Source organism: Blastococcus sp. TF02A-30 (genome assembly GCF_003319185.1).
GTDB lineage: Bacteria > Actinomycetota > Actinomycetes > Mycobacteriales > Geodermatophilaceae > Blastococcus.
The window spans coordinates 32,352-47,139 of sequence record NZ_QOHJ01000005.1 but is presented as its reverse complement, the minus strand read 5'-3'; the positions used below and the strand labels follow the sequence as shown (position 1 = coordinate 47,139).

Genomic DNA, 14,788 nt, shown 5'->3' with positions numbered 1-14,788 from the left:
CACTCCCTCCCGCGCTCCGGGCCGGCCCCCTCGAGGGACCGGCCCGGAGCGCTGTCGCGGGTGTCACCGCCGCGCCGTCGGAGGGCCGACGTAGATTCGGACGGCGATGCCCGCCCGACCCGTCCACACCGCCGCCGCGCCGGCCACCCGGCTGCCGCGCGCGTCCGACGACGAGCGCCCCGACGCCCTCTGGGACATGGAGCGCTCGCTGCGCCGCCGCGGTTTCTCCGCCGTGGCCGGGGCCGACGAGGCCGGCCGGGGGGCCTGCGCCGGTCCGCTCGTGGCCGCCGCGTGCGTGCTGCCACCGGGCAAGCGCGGGCGGGTGCCCGGGCTGGCCGACTCCAAGCTGCTCACCGCCGCGGCCCGCGAGCGCGTCCACGCCGAGATCCTCGACCGCGCCGTCGCCTGGTCGGTGGTGGAGATCCCGGTGGAGGACCTCGACGCCCGCGGGATGCACGTCACGAACCTCGAGGCGCTGCGCCGCGCGGTGCACACCCTCGACCCGGCCCCGGACTACGTGCTCACCGACGGCTTCCCGGTGCCCGGCCTGGGCCGGCCGGGCCTGGCCGTGTGGAAGGGCGACCGGGTCGCGGCCTGCGTCGCGGCGGCCTCGGTGCTGGCCAAGGTGTCCCGCGACCGGATCATGGCGCGGCTGCACGAGCAGTGGCCCGAGTACGACTTCGCCGGGCACAAGGGCTACATCACCGACGTCCACACCGCGGCGCTGGAGCGGCACGGGCCCTGCCCGGCGCACCGGATGCGGTTCGTGAACGTGGCCCGGGCCCGCGACCTGCACGCCGGGCGGGTCCTCCAGCTGACCGGCGGACCGGCCATGGTCGATGATGGGGCCATGCGCCCTGAGTCCCGCGAGCCCGAGACGAGCACCGAGGACCGATGAGCACCGAGGATCTCGAGAAGTACGAGACCGAGATGGAGCTGCAGCTCTATCGCGAGTACAAGGACATCGTCCGCCAGTTCACCTACGTGGTGGAGACCGAGCGGCGGTTCTACCTGGCCAACTCCGTCGACCTGCAGGTCCGCGAGGCCGGCGGCGAGGTGTTCTTCGAGCTGAAGCTCTCCGACGCCTGGGTGTGGGACATGTACCGCCCGGCCCGCTTCGTGCGGAACGTGCGGGTGCTGACGTTCAAGGACGTCAACGTCGAGGAGCTGGACAAGCCCGACCTCGAGCTGCCCGACGGCCCGCGGATCACCTGACCGGCAGCGCGGCCTTCTCCCGCAGCACCTGCTCGACGGTCCGCAGCGGCCCGAGGCCGAGCCGCCGGGCGGCGTCCGCGGTGTCCCAGGCGGTCTCCGACGAGGCGATCAGCCGGTTCAGCGCCAGCACACCGGCCAGGGACGGCGCGACGGGCGCGGCCAGCCGCGAGACCGCGGCGTAGACGGCGGCCGGCTGGCTGACGACCCGCACCCGGCGGTCCAGCACCCGCGCGTAGATCTCGGCGACCTCGGTCCAGGACAGGGCCTCCGGGCCGCCGAGGTCGAGCGGGCCGGCGCCGGCCTCCGGCCGCACGGCCGCGGCCAGCCCGGCGGCGGCGTCGTGCACGGACAGGAACGCCTGGCGGGCCGACGCCGGCCCGGGCACCACCATGACGCCGAACCGGTCGATCGTGCGGCCGGTGAGCCGGCGGAACCGGCGCAGGGCGGCGTAGGGCCGGTGCAGCGTGGCCCGCTGCTCGCCCCGCAGCGGCAGCTCGCTGCCCACCAGCGCCAGCCAGACCTCGGTGAACGGCGGCATCCGCAGCGACAGCCAGGACATCCCCGATCCGGCCAGGCGCTCCTCGGTGCGCCGCTTGGAGCGGGCGACCGGCACCCGCGCGTCCAGCGGCGTCTCCGGGACGGCGGCGAGCACGAACCTGCTCACGCCGGCCCGCTCCGCGCGGGCGACCAGCTCGGCGTAGCCGGCGTCGACCGCGTCGGCGGTGTCACCGCGGGTGGTGGGCGCGATGGCGTTGGCGGTCGCGACGACGGCGGTGGCGCCGGTCAGGGCGGCGTCCAGGCTGCCCGGTTCCCGCAGGTCGGCGACGACCAGCTCGGCGCCGGTGGCCGCGAGGTCCGACGCGGCGGCGCGGTCGCGGACCAGCGCGCGCACCGGGGTGCCCTCCGCGCGCAATCGGCGCACGACCTGGCTGCCGAGCTGCCCGGTGGCGCCGACGACGAGGATCACCGGCGCTCGTCGTCGTAGGCCTGGACCCGCTCGATGTTCGACACGTCGAGCACCTCGGACGCGGAGACGACGGTGACCCGCCCGCCGGCCAGCGGCTTGATGGTGAGCCAGCCGGCGGGGGAGAAGCGCACCAGCGCGTCGATGCCCGGGCGCCCGGCCGCGGTGGTGGTCCGCGTGCGCACGGTGGCCTGGTAGGTGTCGCGCTCGTTGATCTGCACCACGGTCTCGACGTACATGCCGGGACGGTAACCACGCACCGGGACGGCGGTCGTCCACAGACACGCCCCCGTCCACAGATCCGGCCCGGCCACCCCGCCGGCGTCCTCGCGGCCCGAGGGTCGGGACGTGCCTACTCCACGACTCGGCGACCACGGCGAGCGCATCGCCGTCGCCTACCTGACCGACGCCGGCCTGCGCGTGCTCGACCGGAACTGGCGCTGCCGGGAGGGCGAGCTCGACGTCGTCGCCCGCGAGCACGACGCGCTGGTCTTCTGCGAGGTGAAGACCCGGCGCGGGCTCGGCTACGGCGCACCCGTCGAGGCCGTCACCCCGGCCAAGCAGCGCCGGATCCGGGTGCTGGCGCAGCGCTGGCTGGCCGCGCACGACGAGCACGCCCCGGAGATCAGGTTCGACGTCGTGGGCGTGCTCGTGCGCCGCGAGGGCCCGGCGCAGGTCACGCACCTGCGGGCGGCGTTCTCGTGACGCTCGCCCGGACCTGGTCGGTCGGCCTGGTCGGCGTGCGCGGTGCGCTCGTCGAGGTGGAGCTGGACATCGCTCAGGGGCTGCCCGGGGTCGCCCTGGTCGGGCTGCCCGATGCGGTGGTCCGCCAGTCGGTGGACCGGGTGCGCGCCGCCGTGGCCAACGCGGGCGGTGAGTTCCCCAACCGCCGCATCACCATCGGGCTGTCCCCGGCGTCGATGCCCAAGCAGGGGAGCGGCTTCGACCTGGCGCTGGCCGCGGCGGTGCTGGCCGCGGCCGGCACGGTGCCCGGCGCGGCGATCCAGCGGCTGGTGCTGCTCGGGGAGCTGGGGCTCGACGGATCGGTGCGCCCGATCCGCGGGGTGCTGCCGGCCGTGCTCGCCGCGGCGGAGGCCGGCCACCGGCAGGTCGTCGTGCCGGCCGCCAACGCCGACGAGGCCGCGCTGGTCGCGGGCGTCGAGGTGCTGGCGGTCGCCTCGCTGGGGCAGCTGGTCGCGCACCTGTCCGGGCGGACCGTGCTCCCGGCGCACGTGCGCGGAGCGCTGCCGGAGCCGGCGCCGGCCGCTGACCTGTCGGACGTCGTCGGGCAGGCCGTGGGCCGCCGGGCGGTCGAGGTCGCCGCCGCCGGAGGGCACCACCTGTTCCTGGCCGGGCCGCCCGGTGCCGGCAAGACGATGCTCGCCGAGCGGCTGCCGGGGCTGCTCCCGCCGCTGGACGAGCAGGCCGCGCTGGAGGTCACCGCGATCCACTCGATCGCCGGCACGCTCGCCTCCGAGGCCCCGCTGCTCAGCCGGCCGCCGTTCGAGGCCCCGCACCACTCGGCCACCATGGCCGCGCTGGTGGGCGGTGGGTCCGGGCAGATCCGGCCGGGAGCGCTGTGCCGGGCCCACCGCGGGGTGCTGTTCCTGGACGAGGCGCCGGAGTTCCCCCGCGCGGTGCTGGACACGCTGCGCCAGCCGCTGGAGCGCGGCGAGGTGACCATCTCCCGCGCCTCGGGGGCGGCCACCTTCCCGTGCCGGGCGCAGCTCGTGCTGGCGGCCAACCCGTGCCCGTGCGCCGGGGCCGCGGGCGACCCCGCGTGCACCTGCAGCGCCCTGGAACGGCGGCGCTACCAGTCCCGGCTGTCGGGGCCGCTGCTCGACCGGATCGACCTGCGCGTCGACCTGCCGCCGGTCACCCGGGCGGCGTGGCTCGACGGGCTGGGGGAGCCGGAGCCGACGGCGGCCGTGGCGGCGCGCGTGCGCGCGGCCCGGGCCGCTGCGGCTGAACGGCTGGCCGGCACCGGGCTGGCGCTCAACAGCCAGGTGCCCGGCCGGCTGCTGCGCGGGCGGTTCGCCGTGCCGCGCTCCGCGCTCCGGCTGGCCGAACGCGCGCTGGAGCGCGGCGCGCTGTCGGTGCGCGGCTTCGACCGGGTGCAGCGGGTCGCGTGGACCATGGCCGACCTGGCCGGGCGCGCGGTGCCCGTCGCCGACGACGTCGCCGAGGCGCTCGGCCTGCGGCTGCAGCGGGTTGCGGCGTGACGTCGCTCGAGGAGGACCTGGAGGACGCCGTCGCGACGCCGTGGGGCGCCGGGGAGGTGCACCCGGGAGTCCGCCGGGCCCGTGCCTGGCTGAGCCGGGCCGCCGAACCCAGCACCGTCGACGTCTGGCGCTACGTCGACGACCTGGGTCCGGTCGAGGCGGTCCGCCGGCTGCGCGCAGGCTCGGCCCCGGACCGCATCCGGTCCCTGGTCGGCGCCCGGGCGGAGCAGGACGCAACCCTCGCGGACCTGCAGCGGGCGCAACGGTGCGACGGGCGGCTCGTGGTCCCCGAGGACGACGAGTGGCCCGGCCTCGCGCTGCACGCGCTCACGCTGGGCGTCGCCGGGGAGCCGGTCGTGCCGCGGGACCAGACCGACCGCACCCGCGCGCTGGTGCCGCCGCTCGCGCTGTGGGTCCGCGGCGGCGGGCGGCTCGACGAGCTCGTGGACCGGTCCGTGGCGATCGTCGGCTCGCGGGCTTCCACCGCCTACGGCGAGCACGTCGCCGCGGAGCTGGGGCACCAGCTGGGCGAGCGCGGGTGGACGGTCGTGTCCGGGGGAGCGTTCGGCATCGACGGCGCGGCGCACCGCGGGGCGCTGGCGGCGGACGCGCCCACGGTGGCGGTGCTGTCCTGCGGGGTCGACCGCCCCTACCCCGCGGCGCACGGAGCGCTGTTCCACCGCATCGCCGAGTCCGGGTTGCTGGTCAGCGAGTGGCCCCCCGGGTGCGCCCCGCTGCGGCACCGCTTCCTCGTGCGCAACCGGCTGATCGCCGCGCTGACCCGCGGCACCGTGGTGGTCGAGGCGGCGGCGCGCTCCGGAGCCCAGGCGACGGCGAACCGGGCGCGCGAGCTCGGCCGGGCGGTGATGGTCGTGCCGGGACCGGTCACCAGCGCCATGTCCGTCGGCTGCCACGAGCTGCTCCGGGAGAAGGAGGGCGGTGCCCGGCTGGTCACCTCCGCCGCGCACGTGATCGAGGAGGTGGGCGGCATCGGTGACCTCGCGGAGCCGGAGGCGCGGCCGGTCACCCCGCGGGACGGGCTGTCCGACGTGGCGGTGCGGGTGCTCGACGCCTGCCCGGTGCGCACCGGGGTGCCGCCGGAGCGGCTGGCCGCCGTGGCCGGCTGCGACGTCCTCGACGTGCTGCGCGTGCTGCCGGCGCTCGAGGTGGCCGGGCTGGTGGAGTGGACGGGCACCGGCTGGCGGCTGACTCCGCAGCGACGGGGATCCGGCGCGGCGTCTTGACGGTTGCGGATCGCCGTCGGACGGTTCCCCCGTGGCGACGGGGACGGCGGAGGTGCGGGCCGGGCTCCCCCCGGCGCTGGCCGAGGCGCTCGCCGGCTACGAGGAGCACCTGCGCGCCCAGCGCGACCTCTCCGAGCACACCGTGCGCGGTTACGTCACCGACGCGGTGCGGCTGCTCGACCACCTGGCCCGGCGCGGGGGCAGGCAGGTGCACGAGCTCGATCTGCCGGCGTTGCGCAGCTGGCTGGCCCAGGGTCGGACCACGGGGCACAGCCGCGCCACCACCGCGCGGCACGCGGCCTCCGCCCGGTCGTTCACCGGCTGGCTGCGCCGCGCCGGCCTGACCCCGGAGGACGTCGGCCAGCGGCTGGTCAGCCCCAAGGCGCACAAGACGCTGCCCGACGTCCTGGCGCCCGAGCAGGCCCGCGCGGTGGTCGAGTCGGCGGCCGGGGCGGAGGAGCCGGCGGGGCTGCGCGACGCCGTCGTCCTGGAGCTGCTGTACGCCAGCGGCATCCGGGTCAGCGAGCTCGTCGGGCTCGACGTCGACGACGTCGACCGGGGCCGCCGGCTGCTCCGGGTGCTGGGCAAGGGGCGCAAGGAGCGCAGCGTCCCCTACGGGGTGCCGGCCGAGTCTGCGATCGACGCCTGGCTCACCCGGGGGCGCCCGGCGCTGGCCACCGGCGACTCGGGCCCGGCGCTCCTCCTGGGAGTGCGCGGTCGACGGCTGGATGCCCGCGAGGCCCGCAGGATCGTGCACGCAGCCGTGCGCGCGGCACCCGGGGCACCCGACATCGGCCCGCACGGGCTGCGGCACTCGGCGGCGACGCACGTGCTGGAGGGCGGCGCGGACCTCCGCTCCGTTCAGGAGCTGCTGGGCCACGCTAGCCTCGCGACGACGCAGATCTACACGCACGTGACGGTCGAGAGGCTCCGGGCCGTGCACGCGCAAGCGCACCCACGAGCCTGAGGAGACGGCCGAGTGCTGGTACGACACAGGGCAGCCGCCGACGGGCAGGACCACGGGGCGCGAGCCCGGAGCAGCAGCGAGGAGGGCCACGGTGCCTGAGGCCACGATCCACCGCATCGACGAGTCCGGCGAGGACACCGACGCCTACGTCGCCGAGCTCTGGGCCGAGTACGTGGCCGACCGCGCCCCCGCCCTGCGGGACCGGCTGATCCTGCACTACGCGCCGCTCGTGAAGTACGTCGCCGGCCGGGTGGGCAGCGGCCTGCCCGCGCACGTGGAGCAGGCCGACCTGGTCTCCTACGGCACCTTCGGGCTGATCGACGCGATCACCCGCTTCGAGCCCACCCGCGAGGTCAAGTTCGAGAGCTACGCGATGGCCCGCATCCGCGGCGCGATCATCGACGAGCTGCGCAACACCGACTGGATCCCGCGGTCGGTGCGCATGAAGGCCCGCCAGTTCGAGCGCACCGTCGCCGAGCTGGAGAGCAGGCTGCAGCGCACGCCCAGCGACGAAGAGGTCGCCGAGGCGATGGACATGGACGTCGAGGAGATCCGCAAGTTCCTCGGCCAACTGTCCCTGGTCAACGTCGTCGCGCTCGACGAGCTGCTCACCGACGACGACGGTGGCGCGCCGCGGCTGGTCGACACGCTCAAGGACTCCACCGCGCTGGACCCGCAGGCCATGGCCGAGCACGGCGAGGCCCGCCAGCTGCTGGCCCGCGCCGTCGAGCAGCTGCCCGAGCGCGAGAAGGTCGTCGTCTCCCTCTACTACTTCGAGGGGCTCACGTTGGCCGACATCGGCCGGGTCCTCGGCGTCACCGAGAGCCGGATCTGCCAGCTGCACACCAAGGCCGTCCTCCACCTGCGCACGAAGCTCGCCGACATCGCCTGAGCGGTCGTCCGGGCGTGGCCATCGACTTCGGTGACCCGGCCAACCGCGCCACCTACTCCGGTCGCGCGGCTGACGCCTCCTGGCGGAACGCGGTCACGGCGCTGGTCGACCCGGTCGGCGCCGTCGTCGTGGACATCGGGTGCGGTGGCGGCACCTACACCCGGGCCTGGCAGGAGCTCGGCGCGGCCCGTGTCGTCGGCGTGGACTCCAGCGAGCCGATCCTGGGGTCCGCGCGCCAGGCGCACGGCGCGCTCCCGGGGGTCGAGTTCGTGCACGGGGACGCGACGGCGACGGGTCTGCCCGACGGCTGCGCCGACGTCGTGTTCGAGCGGGCGCTGGTGCACCACACGCCCGACCTGCCGGCGGTCGCGGCCGAGGCGTTCCGCCTGCTGAAACCCGGGGGCACCGTCCTGATCCAGGACCGCACGGCCGACGACGTGGCCCGGCCGGGGACGTCCACGCACCCACGTGGCTGGTTCTTCGAGGTGTTCCCCCGGCTGCTCGACGTCGAGAACCGTCGTCGTCCCGAGCCCGCGGCGCTGGAATCGGCCCTGGCGGCCGCCGGCTTCGCCGAGCTGCGGACGACGCCGCTGTGGGAGGTCCGTCGGCGCTACGCCGACCGCGAGGACTACCTCGCCGAGATCGCGGCGCGCACCGGGCGGTCGATCCTGCACGACCTCGACGACGCCGAGCTGCGGCACCTGGTCGACGCACTGCGCGACCGGCTGCCCGAGGGGTCGCTCGAGGAGTCCGACCGGTGGACCCTCTGGACCGCGCACCGGCCGGCGTGACCTCCTCCCACGGCAGCAGGCGCACCCGGGGCGGGCGGAGCAGGGCCATCGGGTCCAGGTAGACCTCCCCGCGGCGCGCACCCCAGTGCAGGCAGGCCGGCGCCGGGCAGCCGGGGTGGCCGGCCAGCAGCGCGCCGAGCGGCGAGCCCCGGGTGACCGGCGTGCCGGCACCGACCGACGGCCGGACCGGCTCGTACGTCGTCCGCAGGCCGTCGTGGTCGACGCTGACCACGGGCCGCCCGGCGACCATCCCGGCGAACGCCACCACGCCGTCACCGGCGGCGAGGACCGGGGTCCCCGGCGCGGCCACCAGGTCCACGCCGCGGTGCCCGGCCCCGTACGGGTGCGGCGGCGGCTCGAAGGGCCGGCCGACCCGGAGGTCACCGCCCACCGGGGCGGTCCAGGCCGCGGCCGGGACCGGCGCGGGAGCAGGCGACGGGACCGCCTCCGCCGCCACCGGGGCGAGGGCGACCGCCACGGCGAGGACGAGGGTGACGACGGCCGTGCGCATGCGGCGAGACTGGCCGGGGCAGCGGGCCGCCGGGGTCGCCGGAGCCCATCTGTGGACGGCCCGGACGGCTGGGGAGAGGCCCCGTCGGCGTCGCGTATGCTGTCCGGTGCGGCCCGAGCATTCGGGTCGACTTCGCGTGTCCTCTTCCCGCCGATCGGCGGGGCAGTCGCCACCTCGGTCCCGGTCCCGTACCGGGGGAGTGGCGCGGTCAGGACACCAGGGCGGCGCACCACCCGGTGCCCGCGTCAACCGAGGAGCGCGGCCGGATCCGGTCGCGCGCAGAAGAAAGGCTGTGCGGCCATGGCAGTCGTCAGCATGAAGCAGCTGCTCGACAGCGGCGTCCACTTCGGGCACCAGACCCGTCGCTGGAACCCGAAGATGAAGCGCTTCATCTTCACCGAGCGCAACGGCATCTACATCATCGACCTGCAGCAGACGCTCGGGTACATCGACAACGCCTACGAGTTCGTCAAGCAGACGGTCGCGCACGGTGGCTCGATCCTGTTCGTCGGCACCAAGCGCCAGGCACAGGAGGTCGTCGCCGAGCAGGCGCAGCGCGTCGGCATGCCCTACGTGAACCAGCGCTGGCTGGGCGGCATGCTCACCAACTTCCAGACCGTGCACAAGCGTCTCCAGCGCCTCAAGGAGATCGAGGACATGGAGCAGACCGGCGTGCTGGTCTCCCTGTCCAAGAAGGAGCAGCTGGTCCTCAGCCGGGAGAAGGCCAAGCTGGACCGCTCCCTCGGCGGTATCCGCGACATGCAGAAGGTGCCCAGCGCCATCTGGATCGTGGACACCAAGAAGGAGCACATCGCCGTCGGCGAGGCCCGCAAGCTGAACATCCCGGTCGTCGCGATCCTCGACACCAACTGCGACCCGGACGAGGTCGACTACAAGATCCCGGGCAACGACGACGCGATCCGCAGCATCACCGTGCTGACCCGCGTGATCGCCGACGCCGTCGCCGAGGGCCTCATGGCCCGCTCGGCCGCGCAGGCCAACGCCGGTCGCGAGGACGGCGCCGAGCCGGCCGTCGCCGCCGGTGAGCCGCTGGCCGACTGGGAGCGCGAGCTCCTGACCGGTGGCGACGCCGCTGCCGCCCCGGCCGCCGACACCGCCACCCCGCTGCCGGAGACCCCGGCCGAGGCCCCGACCGTCACCGCGAACGAGGTCGCCCCGGTCGAGGGCGTGCCCGCCACCGGTAGCACCGAGACCGGCACTCAGGGCGCCCAGAACGCGTAAGGACCCCGTCCTCCTCATCCCTCGCGAGCTCGGGACGAGCCTCTGGACGGGGCCGTCCCGAGCCGCAGGGACCAGACACTTCAGGGAAGAGAGACATGGCTGACTTCACCGCAGCCGACGTCAAGCGTCTCCGCGACGCCACCGGCGCCGGCATGATGGACTGCAAGAAGGCGCTCACCGAGGCCGACGGCGACTACGACAAGGCCGTCGAGATCCTGCGCGTCAAGGGCGCCAAGGACGTCGGCAAGCGCCTCGAGCGCTCGACGACCAACGGCATCGTCGTCAGCAAGGACGGCGCCCTGCTCGAGCTCGACTGCGAGACCGACTTCGTCGCCAAGAACGCCGACTTCATCAAGCTGGCCGAGCGCCTGCTCGAGATCGGCCTGCAGGGCAAGCCGGCCGACGCCGAGGCGCTCCTGGCCACCGAGGTCGACGGCCAGACCGTCGCCGCGCTGGTCGAGGGCGAGTCGGCCCGCATCGGCGAGAAGCTCGTGCTGTCGCGCTTCGTCGCCTTCGAGGGCACCACCGCCACCTACCTGCACAAGCGGGCCACCGACCTGCCCCCGGCCATCGGTGTCGCGGTGCAGTACAGCGGTGGTTCCGAGGACGCCGCCCGCAGCCTGGCGATGCACATCGCCGCCGCGCGGCCGCGCTACCTCACCCGCGACGAGGTCCCGGCCGAGGCCGTCGAGACCGAGCGCCGGGTCGCCGAGCAGACCGCCAAGGAGGAGGGCAAGCCCGAGCAGGCGATCACCAAGATCGTCGAGGGTCGGGTCAACGCCTACTTCAAGGACTTCGTCCTGCTCGAGCAGCCGTCGATCACCGAGCCCAAGCGCACGGTCAAGCAGATCGTCGACGAGGCCGGCCTGACCGTGGAGCGGTTCGCCCGCTTCGAGGTCGGCCAGGCCTGACGAAGGACCCCCTTGCCCCCCATCGCTCGCACGCTCGCGGTGGGGCCCTGCAAGGGGGGCCGTTCCAGCACGTTGCGGCGGCCCCGCTCCCTTCCGGGAGCGGGGCCGTTCGTCCGTGCGGCAGGATCCCAGCGAACAGACGACGACACGAGGATGAGCCGTTGACCGAGACCACCGCACCGCTGTCCGCGCCGACCGCATTCGAGCCGGCGGACGGGCACGGCTACAAGCGCGTGCTGCTCAAGCTCTCCGGCGAGGCGTTCGGCGGCGGCAAGGTCGGCGTCGACTCCGACGTCGTCCGGAGCATCGCCGAGCAGCTCAAGCAGGTCGTCCACGGCGGCACGCAGGTCGCCGTCGTCGTCGGCGGGGGCAACTTCTTCCGCGGCGCCGAGCTGGCCGTGGCGGGCATGGACCGCCGGCAGGCCGACTACATGGGCATGCTGGGCACCGTCATGAACGCGCTGGCCCTCCAGGCCTTCTGCGAGCAGGTCGGCCTGGAGACCCGGGTGCAGACCGCGATCACCATGGGGCAGGTCGCCGAGCCCTACATCCCGCGCAAGGCCGTCCGGCACATGGAGAAGGACCGGCTGGTCATCTTCGGCGCCGGTGCGGGCATGCCGTACTTCTCCACCGACACGGTCGCCGCCCAGCGCGCGCTGGAGATCGGCTGCCAGGTGCTGCTCATGGCCAAGAACGGCGTCGACGGCGTGTACGACGACGACCCGCGCACGAACCCCGACGCGGTCATGTACGACGACCTGGACTACGGCACGGTGCTGGCCAAGCAGCTGAAGGTCGCCGACGCGACGGCGATCAGCCTGGCCATGGACAACCGCATGCCGATCGTGGTGTTCAACCTGCTGCGCGACGGCAACATCGCGCGGGCGGCCGCAGGTGAGAGGATCGGCACGCTGATCAGCCAGCCGGCCTGACCCGGCCGGCGCTGCCGGCACGAGAGACGAGGACGACGGCGGGCGAGGGCCCGCCGCCGATGGAGGGAAGACCCGTGATCGACGACACCCTGCTCGACGCCGAGGAGCGCATGGACAAGGCGCTGTCCGTCGCCCGGGAGGACCTCGGCGCGGTGCGCACCGGCCGGGCCGCTCCGTCGATGTTCAACAAGATCATGGTCGACTACTACGGCGCCTACACCCCGGTGCCGCAGATGGCGTCGATCACCGTGCCCGAGGCCCGCATGGCGGTCATCAAGCCCTACGACACCGGGCAGCTGCAGGCCATCGAGAAGGCCATCCGCGACAGCGACCTCGGCGTCAACCCGACCAACGACGGCACGATCCTGCGCGTGGTCTTCCCCCAGCTGACCGAGGAGCGCCGCCGCGACCTGGTCAAGCAGGCGCGGAGCAAGGGCGAGGACGCCAAGGTCGCGATCCGCAACATCCGCCGCCGCGCCAAGGAAGAGCTCGACCGCATCGCGAGGGACGGCGAGGCCGGTGAGGACGACGTGCGCCGCGCGGAGAAGGAGCTCGACCACCTCACCGAGCAGCACGTGACCCAGGTCGACGAGGCGATGAAGAACAAGGAAGCCGAGCTGCTCGAGGTCTGACCCACCCCGACGGCCCGTCCGCCATGACCCCCACCCCCGCCGACCGCCCCGGCGCCCTGCGGCCGGGTGCCCAGCCCTTCTCCCGGGCCGGCACCCGCGCCGAGGCCGGCCCGGGCGATGACACCGGCCCGGTGCACCGTTCGCGGCCCGTGCCGCCCCTGCCACCGCTCGCCGCCCGCGCACCGGAGCCGGCCGCCGACGCGACGGCGGAGGTCCCTGCCGTCGTCCCCGACGAGACGACCGAGGTCCCGGCCGTCGTGCCCGACGACGCGGTGCCCGTCGACGAGCTGCCGGAGACGGAGAAGCCGGTGAAGCAGCCCGGTCGGGCCGGGCGTGACCTCGGCGCGGCCATCGGTGTCGGTGCGGGCCTCGGCGCGCTGATCCTCGCGACGCTGTTCATCTGGCGCCCCTCGTTCCTCGGCGTGATCATCGCGGCGATGCTCGTCGCGGTGGTCGAGCTGACCCGGGCGCTCAAGGCCGGCGGCTTCCGCGCCCCGCTGGTCCCGCTGCTGGTCGGTGTGCTGGCGATGCTCTCGCTGGCGTGGTCGCGCGGGCCGACCGGCCTGATCACCGGTTTCCTGCTGACCGTCCTCGCCGTCCTGCTGTGGCGGCTGGCGGACGGGCCGGCCGGGTACCTGCGCGACGCCTCCGCCGGCGTGCTGGTCGCCCTCTACGTGCCGTTGCTGGCGGGCTTCGCCGTCCTGCTGCTCGAGGCCGACGACGGCGTCGCCCGGGTGCTGGTGTTCATCGGCACGGTGGTGTGCAGCGACGTCGGCGGCTACGCGGCCGGTGTCCTGTTCGGCAAGCACCCGATGGCGCCCTCGATCAGCCCGAAGAAGTCCTGGGAGGGGTTCGCCGGGTCGGTGGCCGCCTGCGTGCTGGTCGGCGTCCTCGTCTTCACCCTCACCTTCCACGTGGCGTGGTGGGGCGGGGTCCTGTTCGGGGTGGCGCTGGCCGCGTCGGCCACCCTCGGCGACCTCGCCGAGTCGCTCATCAAGCGCGACCTGGGCATCAAGGACATGGGCAACCTGCTGCCCGGCCACGGCGGGATCATGGACCGGCTGGACTCGTTGCTGCCCTCGGCCGCGGTGGCCTACCTGCTGCTGTCGGTGCTCGCCCCGGTCTAGGGCTGCCGGCTGACCGACCAGGTGCGGCCGAGCTCGGCGAACCCGCGGCGGGCGTACCAGCGGCGCGGCCAGTCGTCGGCCGCCGCCTCGAGCACCACCAGGTCGCAGCCGGCGCCCGCGGCCAGCTCGAGCGCGCGGGCCAGCAGCGCGTCGGCGTGCCCCCGCCCTCGGGCCCCGGGGTCGGTCAGCACCGACTCCACCGCGGCCGTCGCGCCGTCGACCCGCAGCTGCGCGGCGGCCACGACGCGGCCCTGCTCGCGCGCCACGAGGTCGGTCACCGCGACGACCCGGTCGTTGAGCTCCTCGCGGGCGATCAGCTGGGCCACGACGGCGTCCAGCCGCTCGCCCAGGCCGGCGAGGTCGCGGCGCCAGGAGCGCTCCCACAGGTCGTGCACGGCGGTCTGCTCCACGACCTCGACGCGGTCCGTCGCGACGGCGGGCGGGTCGGCGGGGGAGCGGGCCATGAGCACCAGCTCCTGGACGTCCCAGCCGAGCCGCCCGAGCTCCGCGGCGACGTCCCCGGCGCCCGGCCAGGCCAGCAGCGCCGCGCGGTGCGGCCAGCCGGCGTTGCCGCCGACCTCCTCTGCCGCGGCCGCCACGGCCGCGGCGTCGACCGGTGCGGTGAGCAGCAGCCGGTTGTTGTCCTGCGAGGCGGCGACGTCGGGGTCGAGCACCGCGACGCCACCGGGGACGTCGCCCACGCCGACCGCCCGGCGCACCGGCACCGACGTGCACAGGGCCACTGCCCGGGCGAGGTGGTCGCCGGGCGCGGGCAGCGGCCCGAGCGGCGGCCGGTAGGGGAGGACGGCGACGACCGCGTTCGTCGGCAGCGCGCCGTAGAGGTGCGGGAAGAGCATGCCGTCCGGGTCGTCGGGTCGGCCCGGTTCGAAACGCACCGGATCGGCCAGCCGCGCCGGGTCGACGACCAGCAGCGCGAGGTCGCGGCGGCCCGGGAACAGGGCCTGTGCCGGGAGGTGCACCTGCTCCGGCGTGGAGAGGTGCACGAAGCCGACCTCGGCCAGCGAGGGCGGTCGCAGCGCGCCGGTGGCCAGCGCCGCGCGCCAGCCGGCCGGCTCGAGGAGGTGGAGGAGCACGTCCTCCCCACCCTTCGCACGCTCAGGGCGGGACCCGGGACGCG

At 75.1% G+C, this 14,788-nt stretch carries 16 protein-coding genes and 1 pseudogene; 13 read left to right on the top strand and 4 right to left on the bottom strand.

The genetic code is table 11. The features are described 5' to 3' along the window. Window positions 1-106: 106 nt before the first annotated feature. Both DQ241_RS12065 and DQ241_RS12060 read left to right on the top strand, forming a co-directional pair. Window positions 107-898, top strand: a complete 792-nt coding sequence (locus tag DQ241_RS12065; RefSeq protein WP_113830467.1) for a ribonuclease HII — start codon at window positions 107-109, stop codon at window positions 896-898. After that, entirely contained in the window at window positions 895-1,215 is a 321-nt protein-coding gene (locus DQ241_RS12060) for a DUF2469 domain-containing protein (RefSeq protein WP_113830466.1), read from the top strand. The genes DQ241_RS12065 and DQ241_RS12060 overlap by 4 nt, the downstream gene beginning before the upstream one ends. Here DQ241_RS12060 and DQ241_RS20395 read toward each other — a convergent pair. Together DQ241_RS20395 and DQ241_RS20595 are read right to left on the bottom strand one after the other, a co-directional pair. After that, window positions 1,208-2,182, bottom strand: a complete 975-nt coding sequence (locus DQ241_RS20395; RefSeq protein WP_158545924.1) for an SDR family oxidoreductase — start codon at window positions 2,180-2,182, stop codon at window positions 1,208-1,210. The two genes, DQ241_RS12060 and DQ241_RS20395, sit on opposite strands and share 8 nt — an antisense overlap. Then, window positions 2,179-2,418: a hypothetical protein gene (locus DQ241_RS20595; protein ID WP_158545923.1), complete on the bottom strand. Its 240-nt coding sequence runs from the start codon at window positions 2,416-2,418 to the stop codon at window positions 2,179-2,181. Before DQ241_RS20595 ends, DQ241_RS20395 begins: the two co-directional genes overlap by 4 nt. A gap of 109 nt (window positions 2,419-2,527) precedes the next feature. Between DQ241_RS20595 and DQ241_RS12050 the strand changes: the two genes are divergently transcribed. From DQ241_RS12050 to DQ241_RS12025, 6 genes are all read left to right on the top strand, one after another. Beyond that, complete coding sequence (locus tag DQ241_RS12050) at window positions 2,528-2,884, top strand: YraN family protein (protein ID WP_113830465.1); 357 nt, start codon at window positions 2,528-2,530, stop codon at window positions 2,882-2,884. Further along, complete coding sequence (locus tag DQ241_RS12045) at window positions 2,881-4,401, top strand: YifB family Mg chelatase-like AAA ATPase (RefSeq protein ID WP_113830464.1); 1,521 nt, start codon at window positions 2,881-2,883, stop codon at window positions 4,399-4,401. Before DQ241_RS12050 ends, DQ241_RS12045 begins: the two co-directional genes overlap by 4 nt. Then, a complete protein-coding gene (gene dprA, locus DQ241_RS12040; RefSeq protein WP_199584460.1) occupies window positions 4,398-5,645 on the top strand; it encodes a DNA-processing protein DprA in 1,248 nt (415 codons plus the stop codon). The genes DQ241_RS12045 and dprA overlap by 4 nt, the downstream gene beginning before the upstream one ends. A gap of 31 nt (window positions 5,646-5,676) precedes the next feature. Next, window positions 5,677-6,612 carry a tyrosine recombinase XerC gene (locus DQ241_RS12035; RefSeq protein WP_113830463.1) on the top strand — a complete coding sequence of 312 codons (936 nt, stop codon included), beginning with the start codon at window positions 5,677-5,679 and terminating at the stop codon, window positions 6,610-6,612. Window positions 6,613-6,703: 91 nt separating this feature from the next. Beyond that, complete coding sequence (gene whiG, locus DQ241_RS12030; protein WP_113830462.1) at window positions 6,704-7,504, top strand: RNA polymerase sigma factor WhiG; 801 nt, start codon at window positions 6,704-6,706, stop codon at window positions 7,502-7,504. A gap of 14 nt (window positions 7,505-7,518) precedes the next feature. Continuing rightward, window positions 7,519-8,295, top strand: a complete 777-nt coding sequence (locus tag DQ241_RS12025) for a class I SAM-dependent methyltransferase (RefSeq protein ID WP_113830461.1) — start codon at window positions 7,519-7,521, stop codon at window positions 8,293-8,295. Window positions 8,296-8,356: 61 nt separating this feature from the next. Here DQ241_RS12025 and DQ241_RS12020 read toward each other — a convergent pair. Beyond that, window positions 8,357-8,806 (bottom strand): annotated as a pseudogene (locus tag DQ241_RS12020) (M23 family metallopeptidase); the annotation flags it as partial. A 300-nt stretch (window positions 8,807-9,106) separates the two neighbouring features. Here DQ241_RS12020 and rpsB point away from each other — a divergent pair. The 5 genes from rpsB to DQ241_RS11995 all read left to right on the top strand — a co-directional run bounded on the left by rpsB (window position 9,107) and on the right by DQ241_RS11995 (window position 13,650). After that, window positions 9,107-10,048 (top strand): 30S ribosomal protein S2, encoded by a 942-nt coding sequence (gene rpsB / locus DQ241_RS12015; protein ID WP_113830460.1) that lies wholly within the window; start codon window positions 9,107-9,109, stop codon window positions 10,046-10,048. Window positions 10,049-10,143: 95 nt separating this feature from the next. Beyond that, window positions 10,144-10,959: a translation elongation factor Ts gene (gene tsf, locus DQ241_RS12010; protein ID WP_113830459.1), complete on the top strand. Its 816-nt coding sequence runs from the start codon at window positions 10,144-10,146 to the stop codon at window positions 10,957-10,959. A gap of 182 nt (window positions 10,960-11,141) precedes the next feature. Beyond that, a complete protein-coding gene (gene pyrH, locus DQ241_RS12005) occupies window positions 11,142-11,891 on the top strand; it encodes a UMP kinase (protein WP_233492432.1) in 750 nt (249 codons plus the stop codon). A 74-nt stretch (window positions 11,892-11,965) separates the two neighbouring features. Beyond that, on the top strand, window positions 11,966-12,523 hold the full coding sequence (gene frr / locus DQ241_RS12000) for a ribosome recycling factor (RefSeq protein WP_113830457.1): 558 nt from the start codon (window positions 11,966-11,968) through the stop codon (window positions 12,521-12,523). Between the two features lie 23 nt (window positions 12,524-12,546). Further along, a complete protein-coding gene (locus DQ241_RS11995; protein ID WP_113830456.1) occupies window positions 12,547-13,650 on the top strand; it encodes a phosphatidate cytidylyltransferase in 1,104 nt (367 codons plus the stop codon). Here DQ241_RS11995 and DQ241_RS11990 read toward each other — a convergent pair. Continuing rightward, a complete protein-coding gene (locus DQ241_RS11990) occupies window positions 13,647-14,744 on the bottom strand; it encodes a DUF952 domain-containing protein (protein ID WP_113830455.1) in 1,098 nt (365 codons plus the stop codon). The genes DQ241_RS11995 and DQ241_RS11990 overlap by 4 nt on opposite strands. Window positions 14,745-14,788 lie beyond the last annotated feature (44 nt).